Origin of the sequence: Paenibacillus sp. VCA1, from assembly GCF_031583795.1 — a bacterium.
GTDB classification, from domain to species: Bacteria; Bacillota; Bacilli; order Paenibacillales; family Paenibacillaceae; genus Paenibacillus_AQ; species Paenibacillus_AQ albilobatus.
Genome location: NZ_JAVLSX010000002.1, coordinates 162,889 through 179,484, shown reverse-complemented (window position 1 = coordinate 179,484; position 16,596 = coordinate 162,889). Strand labels below are relative to the sequence as shown.

Annotated in this window: 13 protein-coding genes; 8 read left to right on the top strand and 5 right to left on the bottom strand. The window is 53.1% G+C overall.

Annotation, left to right across the window (positions count from 1 at the left end):
- Window positions 1–233: 233 nt before the first annotated feature.
- Entirely contained in the window at window positions 234–1,958 is a 1,725-nt protein-coding gene (gene acsA, locus RJP21_RS04275) for an acetate--CoA ligase (RefSeq protein ID WP_160040858.1), read from the top strand.
- Window positions 1,959–2,173: 215 nt separating this feature from the next.
- Here the strand turns inward: acsA and RJP21_RS04270 are convergent, their stop codons facing one another.
- Both RJP21_RS04270 and rpsD read right to left on the bottom strand, forming a co-directional pair.
- Window positions 2,174–5,302, bottom strand: a complete 3,129-nt coding sequence (locus RJP21_RS04270; protein WP_310858231.1) for a transglycosylase domain-containing protein — start codon at window positions 5,300–5,302, stop codon at window positions 2,174–2,176.
- A gap of 199 nt (window positions 5,303–5,501) precedes the next feature.
- Window positions 5,502–6,101 carry a 30S ribosomal protein S4 gene (gene rpsD, locus RJP21_RS04265; protein WP_160040862.1) on the bottom strand — a complete coding sequence of 200 codons (600 nt, stop codon included), beginning with the start codon at window positions 6,099–6,101 and terminating at the stop codon, window positions 5,502–5,504.
- 439 nt (window positions 6,102–6,540) lie between these two features.
- On the opposite strand from rpsD, the gene RJP21_RS04260 reads away from it, so the two are divergent.
- The 5 genes from RJP21_RS04260 (at window position 6,541) to RJP21_RS04240 (ending at window position 11,752) form a co-directional block, all read left to right on the top strand.
- A complete protein-coding gene (locus tag RJP21_RS04260) occupies window positions 6,541–8,523 on the top strand; it encodes a sensor domain-containing diguanylate cyclase (protein ID WP_310858230.1) in 1,983 nt (660 codons plus the stop codon).
- 197 nt (window positions 8,524–8,720) lie between these two features.
- On the top strand, window positions 8,721–9,542 hold the full coding sequence (locus RJP21_RS04255; RefSeq protein WP_310858229.1) for a hypothetical protein: 822 nt from the start codon (window positions 8,721–8,723) through the stop codon (window positions 9,540–9,542).
- 206 nt (window positions 9,543–9,748) lie between these two features.
- Window positions 9,749–10,864: an aminopeptidase gene (locus RJP21_RS04250; RefSeq protein ID WP_160040868.1), complete on the top strand. Its 1,116-nt coding sequence runs from the start codon at window positions 9,749–9,751 to the stop codon at window positions 10,862–10,864.
- 107 nt (window positions 10,865–10,971) lie between these two features.
- Window positions 10,972–11,217, top strand: a complete 246-nt coding sequence (locus tag RJP21_RS04245) for an HPr family phosphocarrier protein (protein WP_036707782.1) — start codon at window positions 10,972–10,974, stop codon at window positions 11,215–11,217.
- Between the two features lie 241 nt (window positions 11,218–11,458).
- The gene (locus RJP21_RS04240; RefSeq protein WP_160040870.1) at window positions 11,459–11,752 is read left to right on the top strand and encodes an Fpa/YlaN family protein; all 294 of its coding nucleotides are present in this window, start codon (window positions 11,459–11,461) and stop codon (window positions 11,750–11,752) included.
- 73 nt (window positions 11,753–11,825) lie between these two features.
- Here RJP21_RS04240 and cax read toward each other — a convergent pair whose 3' ends face one another.
- Window positions 11,826–12,896, bottom strand: a complete 1,071-nt coding sequence (gene cax, locus RJP21_RS04235) for a calcium/proton exchanger (RefSeq protein ID WP_160040872.1) — start codon at window positions 12,894–12,896, stop codon at window positions 11,826–11,828.
- Window positions 12,897–13,045: 149 nt separating this feature from the next.
- Here cax and RJP21_RS04230 point away from each other — a divergent pair, with 149 nt between their 5' ends.
- Window positions 13,046–13,432, top strand: coding sequence for an Asp23/Gls24 family envelope stress response protein (locus RJP21_RS04230; protein WP_310858228.1), 387 nt, complete (start codon window positions 13,046–13,048; stop codon window positions 13,430–13,432).
- Between the two features lie 91 nt (window positions 13,433–13,523).
- On the opposite strand, the gene ftsW is transcribed toward RJP21_RS04230, so the two are convergent.
- Window positions 13,524–14,753 carry a putative lipid II flippase FtsW gene (gene ftsW, locus RJP21_RS04225; RefSeq protein WP_310858227.1) on the bottom strand — a complete coding sequence of 410 codons (1,230 nt, stop codon included), beginning with the start codon at window positions 14,751–14,753 and terminating at the stop codon, window positions 13,524–13,526.
- A 12-nt stretch (window positions 14,754–14,765) separates the two neighbouring features.
- Window positions 14,766–15,113, bottom strand: coding sequence for a YugN family protein (locus RJP21_RS04220; protein WP_160040878.1), 348 nt, complete (start codon window positions 15,111–15,113; stop codon window positions 14,766–14,768).
- A 198-nt stretch (window positions 15,114–15,311) separates the two neighbouring features.
- On the opposite strand from RJP21_RS04220, the gene RJP21_RS04215 reads away from it, so the two are divergent.
- Window positions 15,312–16,487, top strand: a complete 1,176-nt coding sequence (locus RJP21_RS04215; RefSeq protein WP_310858226.1) for an amidohydrolase — start codon at window positions 15,312–15,314, stop codon at window positions 16,485–16,487.
- Window positions 16,488–16,596 lie beyond the last annotated feature (109 nt).

The window sequence follows — 16,596 nt, the reverse complement described above, 5'->3', positions numbered from 1 at the left end:
CGATGGCAGGAATTTTCATCCTATGTTATAATGATTTCTGACATAAAACAGTCACAATTTTTGATCTGAACATCTGCCAGACCTGCTGTATCATGTATTACGCTTAACGGAATCATCAAAGCTTTGTTTTGAAGACTGATTGCGTGTGTATGTTGTCATTATGGCATGAACTCATACAGATTGTAAGCGCTGCCCTATCAATTTTTGGGAGAAACAGAGGGAGGATGAAAGAAATGGATCAAAATCAAAACGAAATTCTGCCAAGCGTCGCGACAACGTCCAACCTGGGCGATTATGAACAAGCCCGCTCGAAGTTCCAGTGGGAGGAAGTGGAGAAGCACTTCAGCTGGTACACGACAGGCAAGGTCAATATGGCGTACGAAGCGATCGACCGCCATGTCGAGGAAGGCCGCGGCGACAAAAAAGCGCTGCTTTACAGCGACGCTTCGCGTGATGAAAGCTATACCTTCGCCGATCTGAAGGAGCAATCCGATAAATTCGGCAGCGTTCTCCGCAAATACGGCATCGGCAAGGGAGATCGGGTGTTTATTTTCATGCCCCGCAGTCCGGAACTCTATGTTTCTCTCATGGGCATTTTAAAAGTAGGCGCGGTTGTCGGTCCGCTGTTTGAAGCGTTTATGGAAACGGCCGTCAAGGACCGGCTCGAGGACAGCGGCGCGGTTGCGCTCGTTACGACCAGCCAGCTGCTTGGACGCGTGAAACGCGACGAACTGCCTGATTTGAAGCATATTTTCGTGGTAGGCGATCAAGTGGAGGATGACGGCCAAATCCACGATTTCTTCGGCGAAATGAAGGAGGCTTCTTCCGAGCTTCAAATCGAATGGCTTGAACGCAACGACGGCTTGATCATGCATTACACGTCCGGTTCGACCGGCAAGCCGAAAGGTGTCTATCATGTGCAGAACGCGATGGTTCAGCACTATTATACGGGCAAAATGGTGCTCGATCTGCGCGAGGACGATATTTATTGGTGTACGGCCGATCCGGGCTGGGTTACGGGAACCTCGTACGGGATCTTCGCCCCATGGCTGAACGGCGTAACAAACGTCATCCGCGGCGGCCGTTTCAGCCCGCAGGACTGGTACGGCACAATCGCCAAAAATAAAGTGACGGTATGGTACAGCGCGCCGACGGCGTTCCGTATGCTGATGGGCGCCGGATCGGACGTCATTTCCCAATTTGACCTGAGCAGCCTTCGCCACGTGCTTTCCGTCGGGGAGCCGCTGAATCCGGAAGTCGTCCGTTGGGGACAAAAGGTTTACGGCCAGCGCATCCACGATACGTGGTGGATGACGGAAACCGGCGGGCACTTGATCTGTAACTACCCATCCATGGCCATTAAACCGGGTTCGATGGGCAAACCGATTCCAGGGGTGGAAGCCGCGATTCTTGATGACAACGGCAACGAGGTGCCGCCTTACACGATGGGCAACCTGGCCATCAAAACGCCGTGGCCGTCCATGATGAATCAAATTTGGAAAAATCCCGCCAAATACGAGGAGTACTTCCGTATCCCCGGCTGGTATGTCTCCGGCGACTCGGCCTTCATGGACGAAGAAGGCTACTTCTGGTTCCAGGGCCGCGTCGACGACGTGATCAACTCCTCCGGCGAACGGATCGGACCGTTCGAAGTCGAAAGCAAGCTCGTCGAACATCCGGCCGTAGCCGAAGCCGGCGTCATCGGCAAACCCGATGCGACGCGGGGCGAGATCATCAAAGCGTTCATTTCGCTACGCGAAGGTTATCAGGAATCCGAAGAGCTCAAAAACGAAATCTACAAATTCGTAAAAGAAGGCCTCTCCGCTCACGCGGCGCCGCGGGAAATCGAATTCCGCGACAAGCTGCCGAAAACGAGATCCGGCAAAATCATGCGCCGGGTGCTCAAAGCTTGGGAGCTGAACCTGCCGACAGGCGACCTTTCTACGATTGAGGATTAATCATACAATATCAACCCAGGAAGCACCGGATAATATGTATCCCGGTGCTTCTTTTTTTCGTGCCGGGCCAAACGGAAAAGGGGAAGAGGCAAAGGGCAAAGCTGCCTGCTTGCCTTCCCGCCATCGCTTCAAAAAGCGCAATTTCAACGTTGCAGGCTTGGAACGGACACAAAAAAAGCTTACCCTGCACAAGGCAGGATAAGCTTTTCGGAGCGTTATTTTTTCTCAAAATATGACGCCGGAGACGGGGCGGATTCTCCCGCCTTATTGACGGCCGTAACCCGGAAATACCCCGCAACCGGAGCTGCAGATGTATATTGTAAGCCCGGATCACGGCTTGTGCCGATTTTGGTATATGGCCCGGTTGGTTTCTCGCTGAAATAAACATAGTATTCCGTAACGTTCTCTTCGGGATTTGACGGATTCCATTGGAACAGGACTCCGTTGTCCAGCGGCGAAATTTGCAGGCTTACGGGTGGAGCCGGCACTTGCGGTTGTTTTGAGTCCGTATTGGACTGACCCGGAGGGTCTTGATCGTTCGATCCCGGATCGCCCGGATTCTCCGGATCGGTCGGAGGCGTGACCGTTCCATTCCCTTCAGGCCCCCCGACTGTGCCGCTGCCCAAACTGTTTACCGTCGCGCTTGGTCCCGACTCCTTGCCTGCGACATCGACGGCCGTCACATAAAATACCGATCCGGCGTCTGCAGGGCTGGTGAAGGAGGTCGAAGCGCCTGCCAGCACCACTTTTCCCGTGTTTTGGAACGGACCGCCGTTTTTGGAAACGTACAGCCGGTATCCGACGACGTCGGCTTGACCGGAAGGATTGAAGGTAATGGTCGCTTTGCCGCCGTTTAAAGCCATTCGAACGTTGATCGGCGCATCCGGCGCGGCTCCGTCATCTACGCGCGGGTCGATTTCGGTCGGCATATCCTCGCCTGCATCCCGCGGAATATAATACGATAACGGCTGATGTCCGCCGCGCATTTTGGCAAAAGCAGCCTCCAGTTCTTTGATCAGATCCGGAATCGGCTTCTCGCGCTTGACTACCGTTTTTTCCGCCAGCATATCCTCAGGCGTTCCATCCCTAGGGATGTAGTTGACCCCGTTATACGTAATGTATTTGACTTTGGCGATGCCGTCATCGCCTTCTTTCGGCACGTATTTAATGTTAAACAGATCCGTCACGAATTTATCGGTTAAGGAAGTCGGAAGCTTTCCGCTATATGCGGACACCGTTTTGGAGACGATGCCATCGGGTTTATCGAATTTCGCGGTTTTGAACAAATCCGGCTCTTGTTCCGTCACCTCATTCATGATCAGCGTCCAGATCGATTGGGCGCGTTTTCTGGCCGGTTTGGTCTCAAGCACGTTTTTCGGCTCCTTGTAACCCGCCCACACCCCGAGCGTGACGTCGGGAGAAAATCCGACGAACCAAACGTCGGCATAGTTTTGCGTCGTACCGGTTTTTCCGACGACCGGCACGGTTTTGAAATGTTTATAGTTTTTGCGGACGACGTCGCCCGTGCCTTCCGTAATGACGGTCCGAAGCATATCGGTCATGAGATAGGCCGTTTGCTTCGAAAACGCCTGAACCGGTTTGGCTTCATGCTGGTACACGATGTTGCCGTTCGAATCCACGATTTTTTCGATCATGTAGGCGTCGTTAAACGTACCTTGATTGCCAATCGCGGAATAAGCGTTGGTCAGCTCCTCAACGGTTACCCCGTACTTTAATCCGCCGAGAACACCGGTTTGGGCCGAATAATCCTGTTTCTGGATGGTGGTGATTCCCAACTTTTTGGCAAAAGCCCACGCTCCGTCAATGCCAACGACGTTGTTGTACAGCTTCAATGCAACCGTATTAACCGATTTGTTCAAAGCCGTGCGCGCTGTCATCAATCCGCTGTAACCCGAAGTCGAGTTTTTCGGAATATGGAAGCCTTTCTGGCCGTCCTTCAAAATGATCGGCGCGTCGTCCACAACGCTTGCAGGCTGGATGGCGCCGGACTCGATGGCGGGCAGATAAGCGGCGATCGGTTTCATGGCCGAACCCGGCTGGCGAACCATCTGCGTCGCGTAGTTCATCTGTTCTTTGTTGAAATCACGGCCTTCGAGCATGCCCAAAATAGCGCCCGTCTTGTTGTCGATCAACATGGCGGCGGTTTGCTCAGGGCCTTTTGTTTTGCTGTCCGGACCGAAGTTTTTATCGTTTTCGCCGATTTTATGCATGGAATTGTATACGCGTTTGTCGATGGTCGTGTATACCCGGTATCCGCCTGTTTTCAGCTGCTGATTCGCCGCCTCCAGCAGATCGCTGTCTTTTGCGGACGGATCGTTCGGATCTTTGCCGGCTTCCTTCAAATTGAGTTCCATCAAAATTTCCGAAGCTTGGCGTTCCGTCTCCATCATCAGGTAAGGATAGGTCGAATACGCTTTTTCGACGCGCGGAGCCAGCGCTTTGCGGATATCGAAAGCCATGGCCTCCTTGTATTGCGCTTCGGTGATTTTGTTTTCCTCCCGCATGCGGCGCAGCACGAGGTGCTGGCGGTCCAGCGCGCGCTTGAAGGCGTCGGCGTTAAAATCGCCCTTGGAATTAAAAGCGGAATATCTCGTCGGAAGCTGAGGCAAGCCCGCTAGATAGGCCGCTTCAGCCACATTGAGCTGGTTTAGATCATTAATATTGAAGATGCCTTTTGCAGCCGCTTTAATTCCATACAAATTGTATCCGCTGGAGCCTTTGCCGAAAGGAACCTTGTTCAGGTAAGCGGTTAAAATCTCTTCTTTTGTCATGAACCGCTCAAGGCGGAGCGCAAGCAAAATTTCCTTGATTTTTCGGTCATCGGTTTTGTCGAGGCTCAGAAAAACGCGTCTCGCCAGCTGCTGCGTCAGCGTGCTGCCGCCTGTCTGGACGGATTCATGAAGCACTTTTTGCCTGACGGCGCGCAGCGTGCCGTTCATGTCGACGCCGTTATGTTCAAAAAAGTGATTGTCTTCTATGGAAATGACCGCGTCGATGACAAGCTTCGGAATTTGCTTGTATTCCACGGGGCGCCGGTCCTCATCCGTACGGATCTGGCCGATCGGCGTCTGCTGGTCGCGGAAATAAGCGAAGCTGGTGATGGCGTTTTCGCTCATTTTCTGGTCGATCAGTTCCCTGGAACGGACGGGTTCGTCCTTGACGATATGAGCGACATAACCCACGGCGGTGCCTCCGACGAACAGGGCTCCCATCAGGCCTACGACAAACAGCCAAAGGATGACCAGGCCCGTGACCCGGGCGTAGGACCGCCTTGGCTTCGTGGCCGGCTGTTTATCAGGTTTTTTATTGTTATTTTCAACCATTCGCGTGCGTTCCTCCTTTTAACGGAACTATTATAGCATAATTTGTTGATTTTGAATGCAGGGAGCGAATGAGGGTTTTTTTTCGTGAGAATTGACATATTTAGAGGGCAAACAGTACAAAGAATGCGGGGTTTTGCCCGTCCCTTAAACGGCAAAAAGCCCGGAACCCCATGGTTCCAGGCTTTCTTTAAGGCAAAGATTAACGGTTGTAGAATTCGACGATTTGTTTTTCGTCGATGTCTTGGGAAAGCTCTGCGCGTTCAGGCAAACGGATGTATTTGCCTTCCATAGCAGCTTCGTTGTATTCCAGGTAGCCAGGAAGATGGCTGCGGTTTTCCAACGCTTCCTTGATGGAAGAAAGGCCGCGGCTTCTTTCGCGAAGGCCGATCACGTCGCCGATGCTTACCGCATAGGAAGCAACGTTGACTTTTTTGCCGTTTACGGTGATGTGGCCGTGGGAAACGAGCTGACGCGCACCTGCACGGGAGTTAGCGAAGCCAAGACGGTAAACGAGGTTGTCCAGGCGGCTTTCCAGCAGGAACATGAAGTTTTCGCCGGCAATCCCTTGCATTTTTTGAGCTTTGTTGAAAAGGGTGCTGAACTGCTTTTCACCCAAACCGTACATGTGGCGCAGTTTTTGCTTTTCAGCGAGCTGCATGCCGTAGTTGCTCACTTTTCTCCGTTGGTTAGGACCATGTTGTCCCGGAGGGAAAGGGCGCTTCAATTCTTTGCCTGTACCGCTCAGGGAGATGCCCAGACGGCGGCTCAATTTAAACTTTGGACCTGTGTAACGTGCCATGTTATAGTAGACTCCTTTATTTTCAAATAATGTGAAATAGGGCTCTATTTGCGCCGGGTTAGTTGATTGTGCTAGCCTTAACTGGCAGCAGCACCTGATTGAAAAGTTCAGCCGCTGTTCGATCAGCAACAAACCGCGAGAGGGTGACACAACGTTACGCCCAAATTAGACTGTCAATGCAGTCTTGTTCAACAATAGATTTTATACGAACGGTTATGGCAAAGTCAAGTCCTGAGAAATATCGAGAAACGTCTAATTTTGTCGATAGGCCTATGGTCCCAAAAAACTAGGACAAAATCTCTGAAATTTTGATGCAAAATCAGATTGAAGAGAGTAGAATAAGATTATTATGATCGTTATTCGAGCAATCTTATCGTTATTTCGACCGTTTGGTGCCGTACAGAACAGCTTTTAACACGGTAAAAAGGAGCGCCCGTTTATGTCAGAACATCAACAAGATTTTTCCAGACATCAAAGTTTATTTCAGACAAATATCGAAATGGCGTCTCCGAGCGAGCCCTCCAATTCGTGGTTGAAGGAGATGGACATCACCGTACACGACCTGCCGTACGTTCGCGACGTGCTTCTTCAATCCTTCGAGGATTGGATGAAGGAAACGGGAGAGCTGTCATTTTCGAAGCGATCCGGCTGGGCCGTGTTTGATCACGAGGGTGCTTACGTATGCGGCGAAAAAACGGTACATGATGCGATAACGGAGGATTGTCCGGATCTTTTGCGGAAGTGCGTATCGACCCACGAGATGGTTTGCGGCGTCGCCGAAAACGCCGGCCGTTCCGCGTATGCGGGGCAAAGGCTGTGCCTGGTGCCGGTTCTTTCGCGGAACGGCCGCCTGCTCGTAGCCATGCTCGCCTGCGTGCTTCCGCCGGACCGGCGGAAGGATGCCGGCCTGGATACGGTCGTCGCGACCGCGCTCCATTACCAATCCTGCTTTTACAGGCGGTATGAATACATATTCGTATCCGACGTCATGAGAGTGCAAAGAACCGCCGAACGCGAAGCGAGCCGCCGATCGCTCCTGTTCCAAATCATGCAACGGATGCATGACCAGATCGACGTCGATACGGTACTGACCGAAGTGCTCGACAGCATCGCGATGTTATATCCTTCCGTCGAGCTCAGCCTCATGATGTCCCAGGACCATCAGCACAGCAATCCGAAGGTGAAACCGCTCGTATTCCATCCGTTTGGCGAGGACATTTGCGTGCGCGCCTTCATGGATGGAAGATTGACCGTTCAAGACTGCGCGGAGGGCGGGGATTGCGCCGAAATCGCCATCCCTCTTGGAGGCAAGCAGGGGATCTACGGCGTGTTTCATCTCAAAATGTCCCGGGAGCTCAAGGAAGACCTCGATCTGCAGCTCATCACGATGATGATCGATACCGCCGGCAACGCTTTTGAAAACGCCAAGCTGTACGAGCAGTCGAATTTGCTGATCCATGAGCTCCGGCTGATCAACGAGCTGACGCAGCGGCTTAACCAAAGCCTGCAGCTTGCCGACATTTACAAGCTTGCGACCGGGGAGCTTCTGAATATATTTAACGCAGACTTCTGCTGCTTCCTTCAGTTCAATGAGGAGAGGAGCATGCTCGAGGTCATGTCATGCAACGAACCTTCGCTTTCGAAGGACTTTTTCAGCAAGGATTACGGCTTCGGCGGCCTGGTATACGAAAAAAAAGAGCCGATCATTTTATCGGACTACCATCTGAACACCAAAGTATCCTCCAAGCTGATGGAAGTGACCGGCTCGCAATCGCTGATCGCGACGCCGCTGACCGTCAACGGCAAGGTCATCGGGGCCATATTGCTTACGCACCGAAGCCCGCACTTCTTCTCCTATGACAACTATCGCCTGCTGCAAACGCTCGCCAGCCATATCGGGCTTTCGGTGAGCAACGCTTTGCTGCATGCCGAGCTGAGGCGCATGGCCAACCGCGATATGTTGACCGACATGTACGCCCGCCATTATCTCGACGAAGCGATCCAGCATTCCCAGGCCAAGGATTTCTGCGGCTCCTTGATCGTCGTGGACATCGACCAGTTCAAGCAGGTGAATGACACCTACGGCCACCAAAAAGGCGACAACATTTTGAAGCAGGTCAGCGAAATTTTGAAAACGTCCATCCGGCCCGTCGACATTCCCGCAAGATGGGGAGGCGAAGAACTCGCCGTTTATTTGCCGCAGCTCGGCGTTCATCAGGCGATGAAGGTGGCGGAGACGATCCGGACGCGGGTAGCAAGCGAAACCGACCCGGGCGTGACCGTTTCGAGCGGGATTGCCGAATGGTGCGTCATCGACGGGAAGATCAGCGTGGACAGCCTGTTTTACCGCGCCGACATGGCGCTGTACCGCGCCAAAAACAGCGGGCGCAACCAGATTCAAATCGAGGACATGAACGAATGAGAAGAGCGATTCTGTACGGTCTGCAGACGCTCTTTTTTGCGTTATCGGCATTCCCGGGCGGAAGAGCCTGCCGTAGCTTGGCGATGCCACGGCGCCAGGCTTCGTTTAAACGGAACGGGCATTTTCCGGCAAGCGCTGCATAATCGTTTGCGGCAAAGGCAAGCCTAAGCCCAAAAGTCCGAGAAGAGGGATGTCTGATGAACAAAAGGGAGCTCTGCCGCGGATTTGCCGCATTGCTGATCCTGTGCGCGTGTTTGGCGGGCTGCAGCATGAATCCGAAAAGCCCCGAGCAATGGCTAAAACAGACGACCGGCGGATTGGCCGGCATCGATTCCTTTACGTTTAGCGGGGAGGCGGCCGTGCGAACCCAATCGCAAAAGGGCTTTCGCGAAAGCATGGCCTACGAAGGAATTTTGACGGAGCACGACAAGCTGACGATCCGGAGCATGCTGCCTGCGCAGGCGGCCGGCAAAGGGGCAACGCAGACGGTCAGCATGAGCAATTACCATGCGGCCGAATCCGGCTTCCGCCGCCAGGACGGCCATTGGGTCCATCTGTTTAGCGAGGGCAGCACGGCGCTGGGGACGTCCCTGGCCCGCTTCAATCCGCTGGCGCAGCTCGACGCGATCAACAAGCTGCCCAAAGAGGTCAGGGAGGCCTCCGGCGCTGCGCGCGGAACCAAGGTGCTGCGGATCGAGCTTGCCCCTTCGGCGGCCAAAACATGGCTTTCCGAGCAGCTGGAGACCGAAATGGATGCGATCCGGATGCAGGCCGAGAAAGCCGCATTGGGCCGCCCCGCCCAGGAAAAAAGGCAGCTGGCGGACGCATGGAACAAAGGCGACGGCCAAATGAAGCAGATGCTGGACCAAGCGGAAGTCGGCATCGTGTATTATTTGACGATCGACAAGCGGTCCGGTTTTCCCGTGAAGCTATCCTCCGAAAGCAATATCCGCTACCTCAATCTGCATCGCCAGGAGGAGCATGAACAATTGGTTAACAATGTCGTTTTCCATCCCTAACAGGCTTGATCGTTTTTAGCCATAAAAAATTGTCATTTCCGAAAGGCCCCGCAGGCCGCCGAACCGGCTTCAAAGCCAAGGCTTCGCTTGGCGGGGTTATTTTCACTGTTTGAAGCCTGAAGAAAGTGCTACAATAGGAGACGAATAAATTAACCTTTGTTCAAAAAAACATGAAATCAGCGCGGATTTTTTAGGAGGAATAACAGATGCGTGATCCGAGAATTCAGAAACTTGCCGAAAATCTGGTCGGCTATTCGGTCAACGTTCAGCCGGGCGAAAATGTGCTCGTCGAAATGATCGGTCCCGAACGGGATTTGCTCAAAGCCGTGATCGAAGAGGTACATAAACGCGGGGGCAACCCGTTCGTTGAATTGACGGACCGGACGGTACAGCGCGCGATGCTCATGAACGCGACCGAAGAGATGATCCAAACCTGGGCCGAATACGATTTGGAACGCATGAAAAAGATGGACTGCTATATCGGCATCCGTTCCGGCGAAAACGTAAACGACCTTGCGGACGTGCCTGACGATAAAATGCGGTTGTTTAACCGGCTGTATAACCATCCCGTCCATAGCGGACAACGCGTCAACCATACGAAATGGGTCGTTCTCCGTTATCCGAATGCCAGCATGGCGCAGCTGTCCAACCAAAGCACGGAAGCGTTCGAAGACTTTTACTTCAATGTGTGCAACCTGGACTACGCCAAAATGGACAAAGCCCAGGACCCGCTTGCCGAGCTGATGAGAAAAACGGACAAAGTCCGCATCGTCGGACCGGGAACGGACCTGACGTTTTCTATCAAAGGCATCGGCGCAACCAAATGCGCAGGCGAGAAAAACATCCCTGACGGCGAAGTGTACAGCGCTCCCGTCCGCGATTCCGTCAACGGAACGATCAGCTACAACACAAGCACGGTTTACCAAGGCATCACCTTCGAAAACATCAAATTTACGTTCAAGGACGGCAAAATCGTCGAAGCCACAAGCAATGACACCGAGCGCTTGAACCAAATCCTCGACTCCGACGAAGGCGCCCGTTATATCGGCGAATTCGCCATCGGCTTCAACCCGTATATTTTGCATCCGATGAAGGATATCCTGTTCGACGAAAAAATCGCAGGCAGCATCCATTTTACGCCGGGTCAAGCTTATGAGGATTGCGACAACGGCAACCGTTCGTCGATCCACTGGGATATCGTTTTGATCCAGCGTCCGGACTACGGCGGCGGCGAAATTTACTTCGACGACGTGCTGATCCGCAAAGACGGCCTGTTCGTCATCGACGAGCTGAAGGGCTTGAACCCCGACCGGTTGGTGTAATCGGGAAAACAAGCCAGAAATCCCTTGCACGGGAAAGCGGATTCAATGTATCATGAAATTGCAGCATGAATATAATACCTGATACCAAAAGCTACGGAGGGATCACTATGTCCAGTAATAACGCAGCTGTAGTGGAAATCGCCCAAACAGCGGGCAAGTTTACTTCGTCCATCGTGCTTCAGGCCGACAACAAGTACATTGACGTCAAAAGCATTTTGGGTTTGTTTACGACCCTTGTAAGCAATAAAGGCTATGAGCTTCACGTTCATGGTCCGGATGCGGACGAGGCAAAAGCGGCCATGAAGGAAGTATTTGCGAAGCATGGCTTGAAAGTCGAAGTCGTGGAAGAATAATGATCGAAGGAAAGCGTCCTGCCTGAATAGGCGGGGCGTTTTTTTTAGAAATCCTAAAGCATAACATCACATCATTTCAGCCGCGGATCCATGGGAAAATGCCCGTTAAAAACGGCCCGGACTCTATGAAAGGCAGACTGCCGGACGTTTTTATGACGAGGTTCTTGTATTGGGCTCTGATTTCGTCTAATATTAAAGGAGAGAACAAGGGTGTGACTTTTGGACATAGGGGGGAAGATGCATGACTTCTTCTGAACTTCAGGAACAGTTGAACCTGAAAGCAATCAGTCTTCTGCAAGAAGATGCAGATAAAATACAGAAGCTTATCGAAGTACAAATGGAGAATCTGGCAACCCGCTATTGCCCTCTCTATGAGGAAGTGCTGGACACCCAGATGTACGGTTTTTCTAAAGAAGTGGACTTTGCGGTCAGAGCGGGGCTGCTCCCCGAGACTGCAGGCAAACAGCTTGTCAGCCAGCTTGAACGCAATCTGGCGATCCTCTACGAGGCGCTGAACAACAGGAAGGCGGAATAAGCCCGTTCCTTTTTTTGGTCCGAAGTTAAAAAGCATGAACTTCCATAACGGAGTCCATGCTTTTTTTGTTGGGTCAGACCATAAAGAAAGAAACGCCGAGAATGACGTAAACGACGATGAGCATCAAACCTTCGTACCAGTTGGTTTTACCGTCCTGGATGATCGATTTGGCGATAAACACCGACACCCCGATCGCCAGCAGCTCGATGGCCGTAAATACGAGGTTCATCGTGTTTCCGAAGAAAAAGCTTGCGAACACGAGGACAGGAGCGACAAACAAGGCGATTTGCAAGCTGCTGCCGACGGCGATTTCGACGGCCGCCCCGATTTTGTTTTTCATGGCCAGCATGACGGCGGCGCTGTGTTCCGCGGCATTTCCGATGATGGCTACGAGGAAGGCGCCGACAAACAGCTCGCTGAGGCCGAATTTGCTCGTAAACGTCTCCAGCGTGCCGACAAGCCATTCGCTCACAAAAGCAACCATGACCGTGGCGACGATGAGATAAAGAACGGATCTGCCCTTGGACCACTCGGGTTCATGCTCATGCGGCAGCTCCTCGTCCGAATCCTCCGTCACGTCGGCAAGGTAATCTTTGTGCGTGATCATGGAGAAGACGAGCCAGAAAACGTAAGCCACGATCAGAATCCCTGCCACGATAAGGCTGAGCAGTTTGGAATCGCTGGTCGTGATGGCGTGCGTGTTCAGGAATACGGCCGGAACGAACAAGGAAATGACTGCCACGATCATCAGCGAGCCGTTCATGCCTGCCAGCGAAACGTTGAATTTCTGGATTTTGAATTTGAGCCCGCCCGCAAAAATGCTCAAGCCGAGCACCAACAGCAGGTTGCCGATGATGGAACCGGTCAGGCTCGCCTTCACCATATCGAACAGCCCTTCTTTAACGAGAAAAATAGCGATGATCAGCTCGGCCGCGTTTCCGAACGTGGCGTTCAGGAAGCCGCCCAGCCGCTGCCCCGCATAGTGTGAGACGCTCTCCGTGGCTTTGCCCAGAAACCCTGCGACGAAGATGACCGCAATGGCTGCGAGAATGAACTGGATCGTCGAATCCCAGCCGGCGTAATGGGCGATGCCGCTAAGAACGAAAAATACGATCAGCAGCAAAGGGCTTAACCATTTTTTCAAATTTCGACACCTCGTGATATGTAAGATCAACATTCTTTCTCAATATACCCAAAACGTGCTAAATTGTAAACAAAACGCAGGTCCAATATTTGCTTTTGCTCCCTGTCGTGATTTACAATAATTGATAATGAGATGAAGGAGGAAGGGGAATGACTGAACAACTTCAATTGGAGACCGGAACGATCCGGATCGCAGATGATGTCGTATCGAAAATTGCCGGTTTGGCAGCGCTGGAAACCCCTGGCATTGCCGCTATGTCGGGCGGTCTTTCGGAAGGATGGGCCAAACGCCTGAGCGGCAAAAACGTGCAGAAAGGCGTCACCGTGGAAGTAGGGCAGCTGGAAGCCGCGATCGATCTCCGGATCATCGTGTTGTATGAAACGCCGATCCACGAGGTATGCCGCATGCTGCAGCAAAACGTGCGCACGGCGGTGGAAAGCATGACGGGATTGCGCGTCGTCGAAGTGAACGTAAAGGTCGAAGGCGTCGCCTTCAAGGACGACGAAATCGAGGACGTGCCTACGCGCGCGAAATAAGGCGATCGGGATCAGAGAACATAGGGCTTATCCCCGCAATGTCGGACGGCGTTGACGAATTTTGCGGGATGGCCCGGCAGAAAAAAAGAGACTACACGGATTTCCGGTAGTCTCTTTTGATTTGCACGGATTTGACGACTTCCTGTTTCGCCGGCTGGTTGACCGACCGCGAAATGCTCAGCATGATCCCCATGGCAAACATCATGATCAGCAGGGAACTGCCTCCGTAACTGATGAACGGAAGGGTAACCCCGGTCAAAGGGATGGTTTGCGACACGCCGCCGATATTGACGAAGGCTTGGATGGCGAAAAGGCCCATGACGCCGATGCCGACGAGCGTTCCGAATGGATCGGGGCACCTGAGCGCGATGACGATGCCTCGCCATAGAAAATACAAGTAGATGAGCAGGAAAAGGCTTGTCCCGATAAAACCGAACTCCTCCGCCATGACGGGAAAGATGAAGTCATTGTACGGGTTTTTGATGTAATTCAGCTTTTGGATGCTTTTGCCGAAGCCCGTGCCTGTCAGCTGCCCGTTTCCGATGGCGGTCAATGACTGGATCAGGTTGTAGCCCGATCCGTCCTCATCCTCGTAAGGATCGATCCAGGCGGTTATCCGTCCCATTTTGTAGTCGGTGCTTTGCGTCTGCGGCTCATCGTTGTGCGTAATCGATTTGATCAGGTAATTGGCGCCGAGCACGAGGCTCGCTCCCAATACGACCAGAGCGAACGATCCGAGCATATGCTTCAGGCTGGCGCCCCCCGCATAGATGATCAGCGCGCTGGTTGCCACCAGGATCAGCGTGGAGCCGAGGTCCGGCTGCATCATGATCAGCCCGGCCACGAAACCGACGATGACCATGACCGGAATATAACCTGTCCGCAAATCCCTGAAACGCTCTCCCTTTTTGACGATCAAAGCGGAAAGGTACAGGATGATGGTGATTTTGGCAAGCTCCGTCGGCTGGATCCCGAGACCGGCGATCTGCAGCCAGCTTCGGGCGCCGTTGATGCCTTTCGTAAAAGGCACCGCCACAAGCAAGATCACGGTGAAGAAAAACATCGGCACAAACAGCTTTTTATATTTGCTGTAGTGGATGTTCATCGCGACAAACATGATTACGGTGCCGAGAACGGCCCACATAAACTGCTTTTTCGTGAAATAAAGCGGATCGAATTTAAATTTTACACTGGAAATGGTGAGGCTTGAACTGGCACTGAACACCATGACCAGCCCAAAACCGACCAACAGAAAAGTAAGGATAAGCAGTTGAAAATCCGGCGTACCTCTCTTCCTCAGTTGGGGTTTCTCCTGGCTCATGAGGGATCCGCCCTAAGCTTCCAGTGCAGCTTTGAATTGCTGGATTTTTTGATTGGCGACGTTCAGAATTTTGGAAGGAATCGGCGTCTCATATTCCAACCCGTGAGGGAACGTCGCTCTTCCCATGTAAACGGCTTCGATTTCCAGCACCGCATGCGGCTTTTCCAGCTTTCCTTCGACGGCGCGCGTGTTCATGCGCAGGAAATATTCCGAGTTCGTGTCTTTGTCTTCGATTTTATAATCGTATGTAGCACGGGTGTATTCCCACTGCCAGCGTACGAATCCCGTTTTTTCAGCTACTTCGTCCAAAAATGCCAGGTCGCTCTTCAGACCGACAAGTCCCGTATTTTCAAAAATCATCCTTCAAAATCCTCCCTTTAATTGCCTGTAAAGTTCTTTACTCATGATATTATGTTTCAAGCGCTTGTGCAAGCTTTGCCGGCGCATGCGGGACATACCCCATTCGCCGGGTTTCTGCTACAATGGAAAAAAGGCATTGTGGCCAGAAAGTGGAAAACAATGCGGTAGACATTCAATTTGGCGAGAGGACGTGTGCACATGAGAGAAGAGGCGATACTGGATGAGCTGCAGCCGCAAATGGTGGAATGGAGGCGCTTTCTTCACCGCCATCCCGAGCTTTCGTACCATGAACGGAAAACGGCGCAATTCGTGGCCGAAAAGCTGGGGGAGCTTGGACTTGGCGTAACGACCGGGGTGGGCGGAGGTTACGGCGTCGTCGGCGTTTTAAAAGGCGGCAAACCCGGCAAAACGGTGGCGCTTCGGGCCGATATGGACGCACTGCCGATCCGGGACGAAAAAACATGCGAATACGCTTCCGAAGTCGACGGAGTGATGCACGCTTGCGGCCATGACGGCCATACGTCGACCCTGCTCGGCGTCGCTGCCTATTTCAGCCGGCGGAAAGCGGACGTGGAGGGCGAGATCCGCTTTATTTTTCAACCGGCGGAAGAGGTGTGCCCTGGAGGTGCCCGAGGCATGATCGATGCCGGCGTGCTCGAGGGCGTCGACGTCATTTACGGGGTCCATTTGTGGACGCCGTTTGCGGCGGGGACGGCGGCAAGCGCTCCCGGACCGCTGATGGCCGCTGCCGACGAATTTTTTATCGATATTACGGGCAAAGGCGGGCACGGGGGCATGCCGCATGTGACGGTCGACAGCGTCGTGGCGGGAGCGGCCGTCGTCATGCAGCTGCAAAGCATCGTCAGCCGCACGGTGGATCCCTTGAAGCCGGCCGTCGTTACGATCGGCACCATCCAAGGCGGCAGCGCGCAAAACGTCATCGCGGAATCCTGCCGCATTACCGGGACCGTCCGCACGTTCGACGAAGAAACCCGGGCACTGATCCGCAAGCGGATTGAAGATATCACCCGTTTGACTGCAGAAGCCTACGGAGCCAAAGCGGATACCGAGTATGTCATGGGTTATCCGCCGCTTGTTAACGACGAAGAGGAAACCGGGCGTTTCTTCCGCGTGGCGCCGGCCGTCTTTGGAGGCGGCCAAGTCAGCGAATGCGCGAAAATCATGCCGGCCGAAGACTTCTCGTATTATTTGCAGCGGATTCCGGGCTGCTTCATGTTCGTCGGCGCGGGCAACGAGAGCCTTCAAGCGGTCTATCCGCACCATCACCCCCGGTTCGATTTCGACGAGTCGGCAATGCTTGGGGCAGCCAAGCTGCTAGTGGCGATGACGCAGTCCTATCAGGGCTGGGAGTAGGATTAGCGGGCCCGGCGTTCGGCGCCGGTGCGAGATCAGGAATGATCTGGCGATCGTTGGGAAAACTTAAATGTATCCACAAAAACGAAAGTTCACTTCCCGGTCGGGG

Excerpts from the sequence above, each read along its gene's own strand:
- RJP21_RS04270 (WP_310858231.1), bottom strand. The coding sequence starts at position 5,302 with ATGGTTGAAAATAACAATAAAAAACCTGATAAACAGCCGGCCACGAAG.
- RJP21_RS04250 (WP_160040868.1), top strand. The coding sequence starts at position 9,749 with ATGCGTGATCCGAGAATTCAGAAACTTGCCGAAAATCTGGTCGGCTAT.
- RJP21_RS04260 (WP_310858230.1), top strand. The coding sequence starts at position 6,541 with ATGTCAGAACATCAACAAGATTTTTCCAGACATCAAAGTTTATTTCAG.
- RJP21_RS04230 (WP_310858228.1), top strand. The coding sequence starts at position 13,046 with ATGACTGAACAACTTCAATTGGAGACCGGAACGATCCGGATCGCAGAT.
- RJP21_RS04240 (WP_160040870.1), top strand. The coding sequence starts at position 11,459 with ATGACTTCTTCTGAACTTCAGGAACAGTTGAACCTGAAAGCAATCAGT.
- rpsD (WP_160040862.1), bottom strand. The coding sequence starts at position 6,101 with ATGGCACGTTACACAGGTCCAAAGTTTAAATTGAGCCGCCGTCTGGGC.
- ftsW (WP_310858227.1), bottom strand. The coding sequence starts at position 14,753 with ATGAGCCAGGAGAAACCCCAACTGAGGAAGAGAGGTACGCCGGATTTT.
- RJP21_RS04220 (WP_160040878.1), bottom strand. The coding sequence starts at position 15,113 with ATGATTTTTGAAAATACGGGACTTGTCGGTCTGAAGAGCGACCTGGCA.
- RJP21_RS04215 (WP_310858226.1), top strand. The coding sequence starts at position 15,312 with ATGAGAGAAGAGGCGATACTGGATGAGCTGCAGCCGCAAATGGTGGAA.
- acsA (WP_160040858.1), top strand. The coding sequence starts at position 234 with ATGGATCAAAATCAAAACGAAATTCTGCCAAGCGTCGCGACAACGTCC.
- RJP21_RS04255 (WP_310858229.1), top strand. The coding sequence starts at position 8,721 with ATGAACAAAAGGGAGCTCTGCCGCGGATTTGCCGCATTGCTGATCCTG.
- RJP21_RS04245 (WP_036707782.1), top strand. The coding sequence starts at position 10,972 with ATGTCCAGTAATAACGCAGCTGTAGTGGAAATCGCCCAAACAGCGGGC.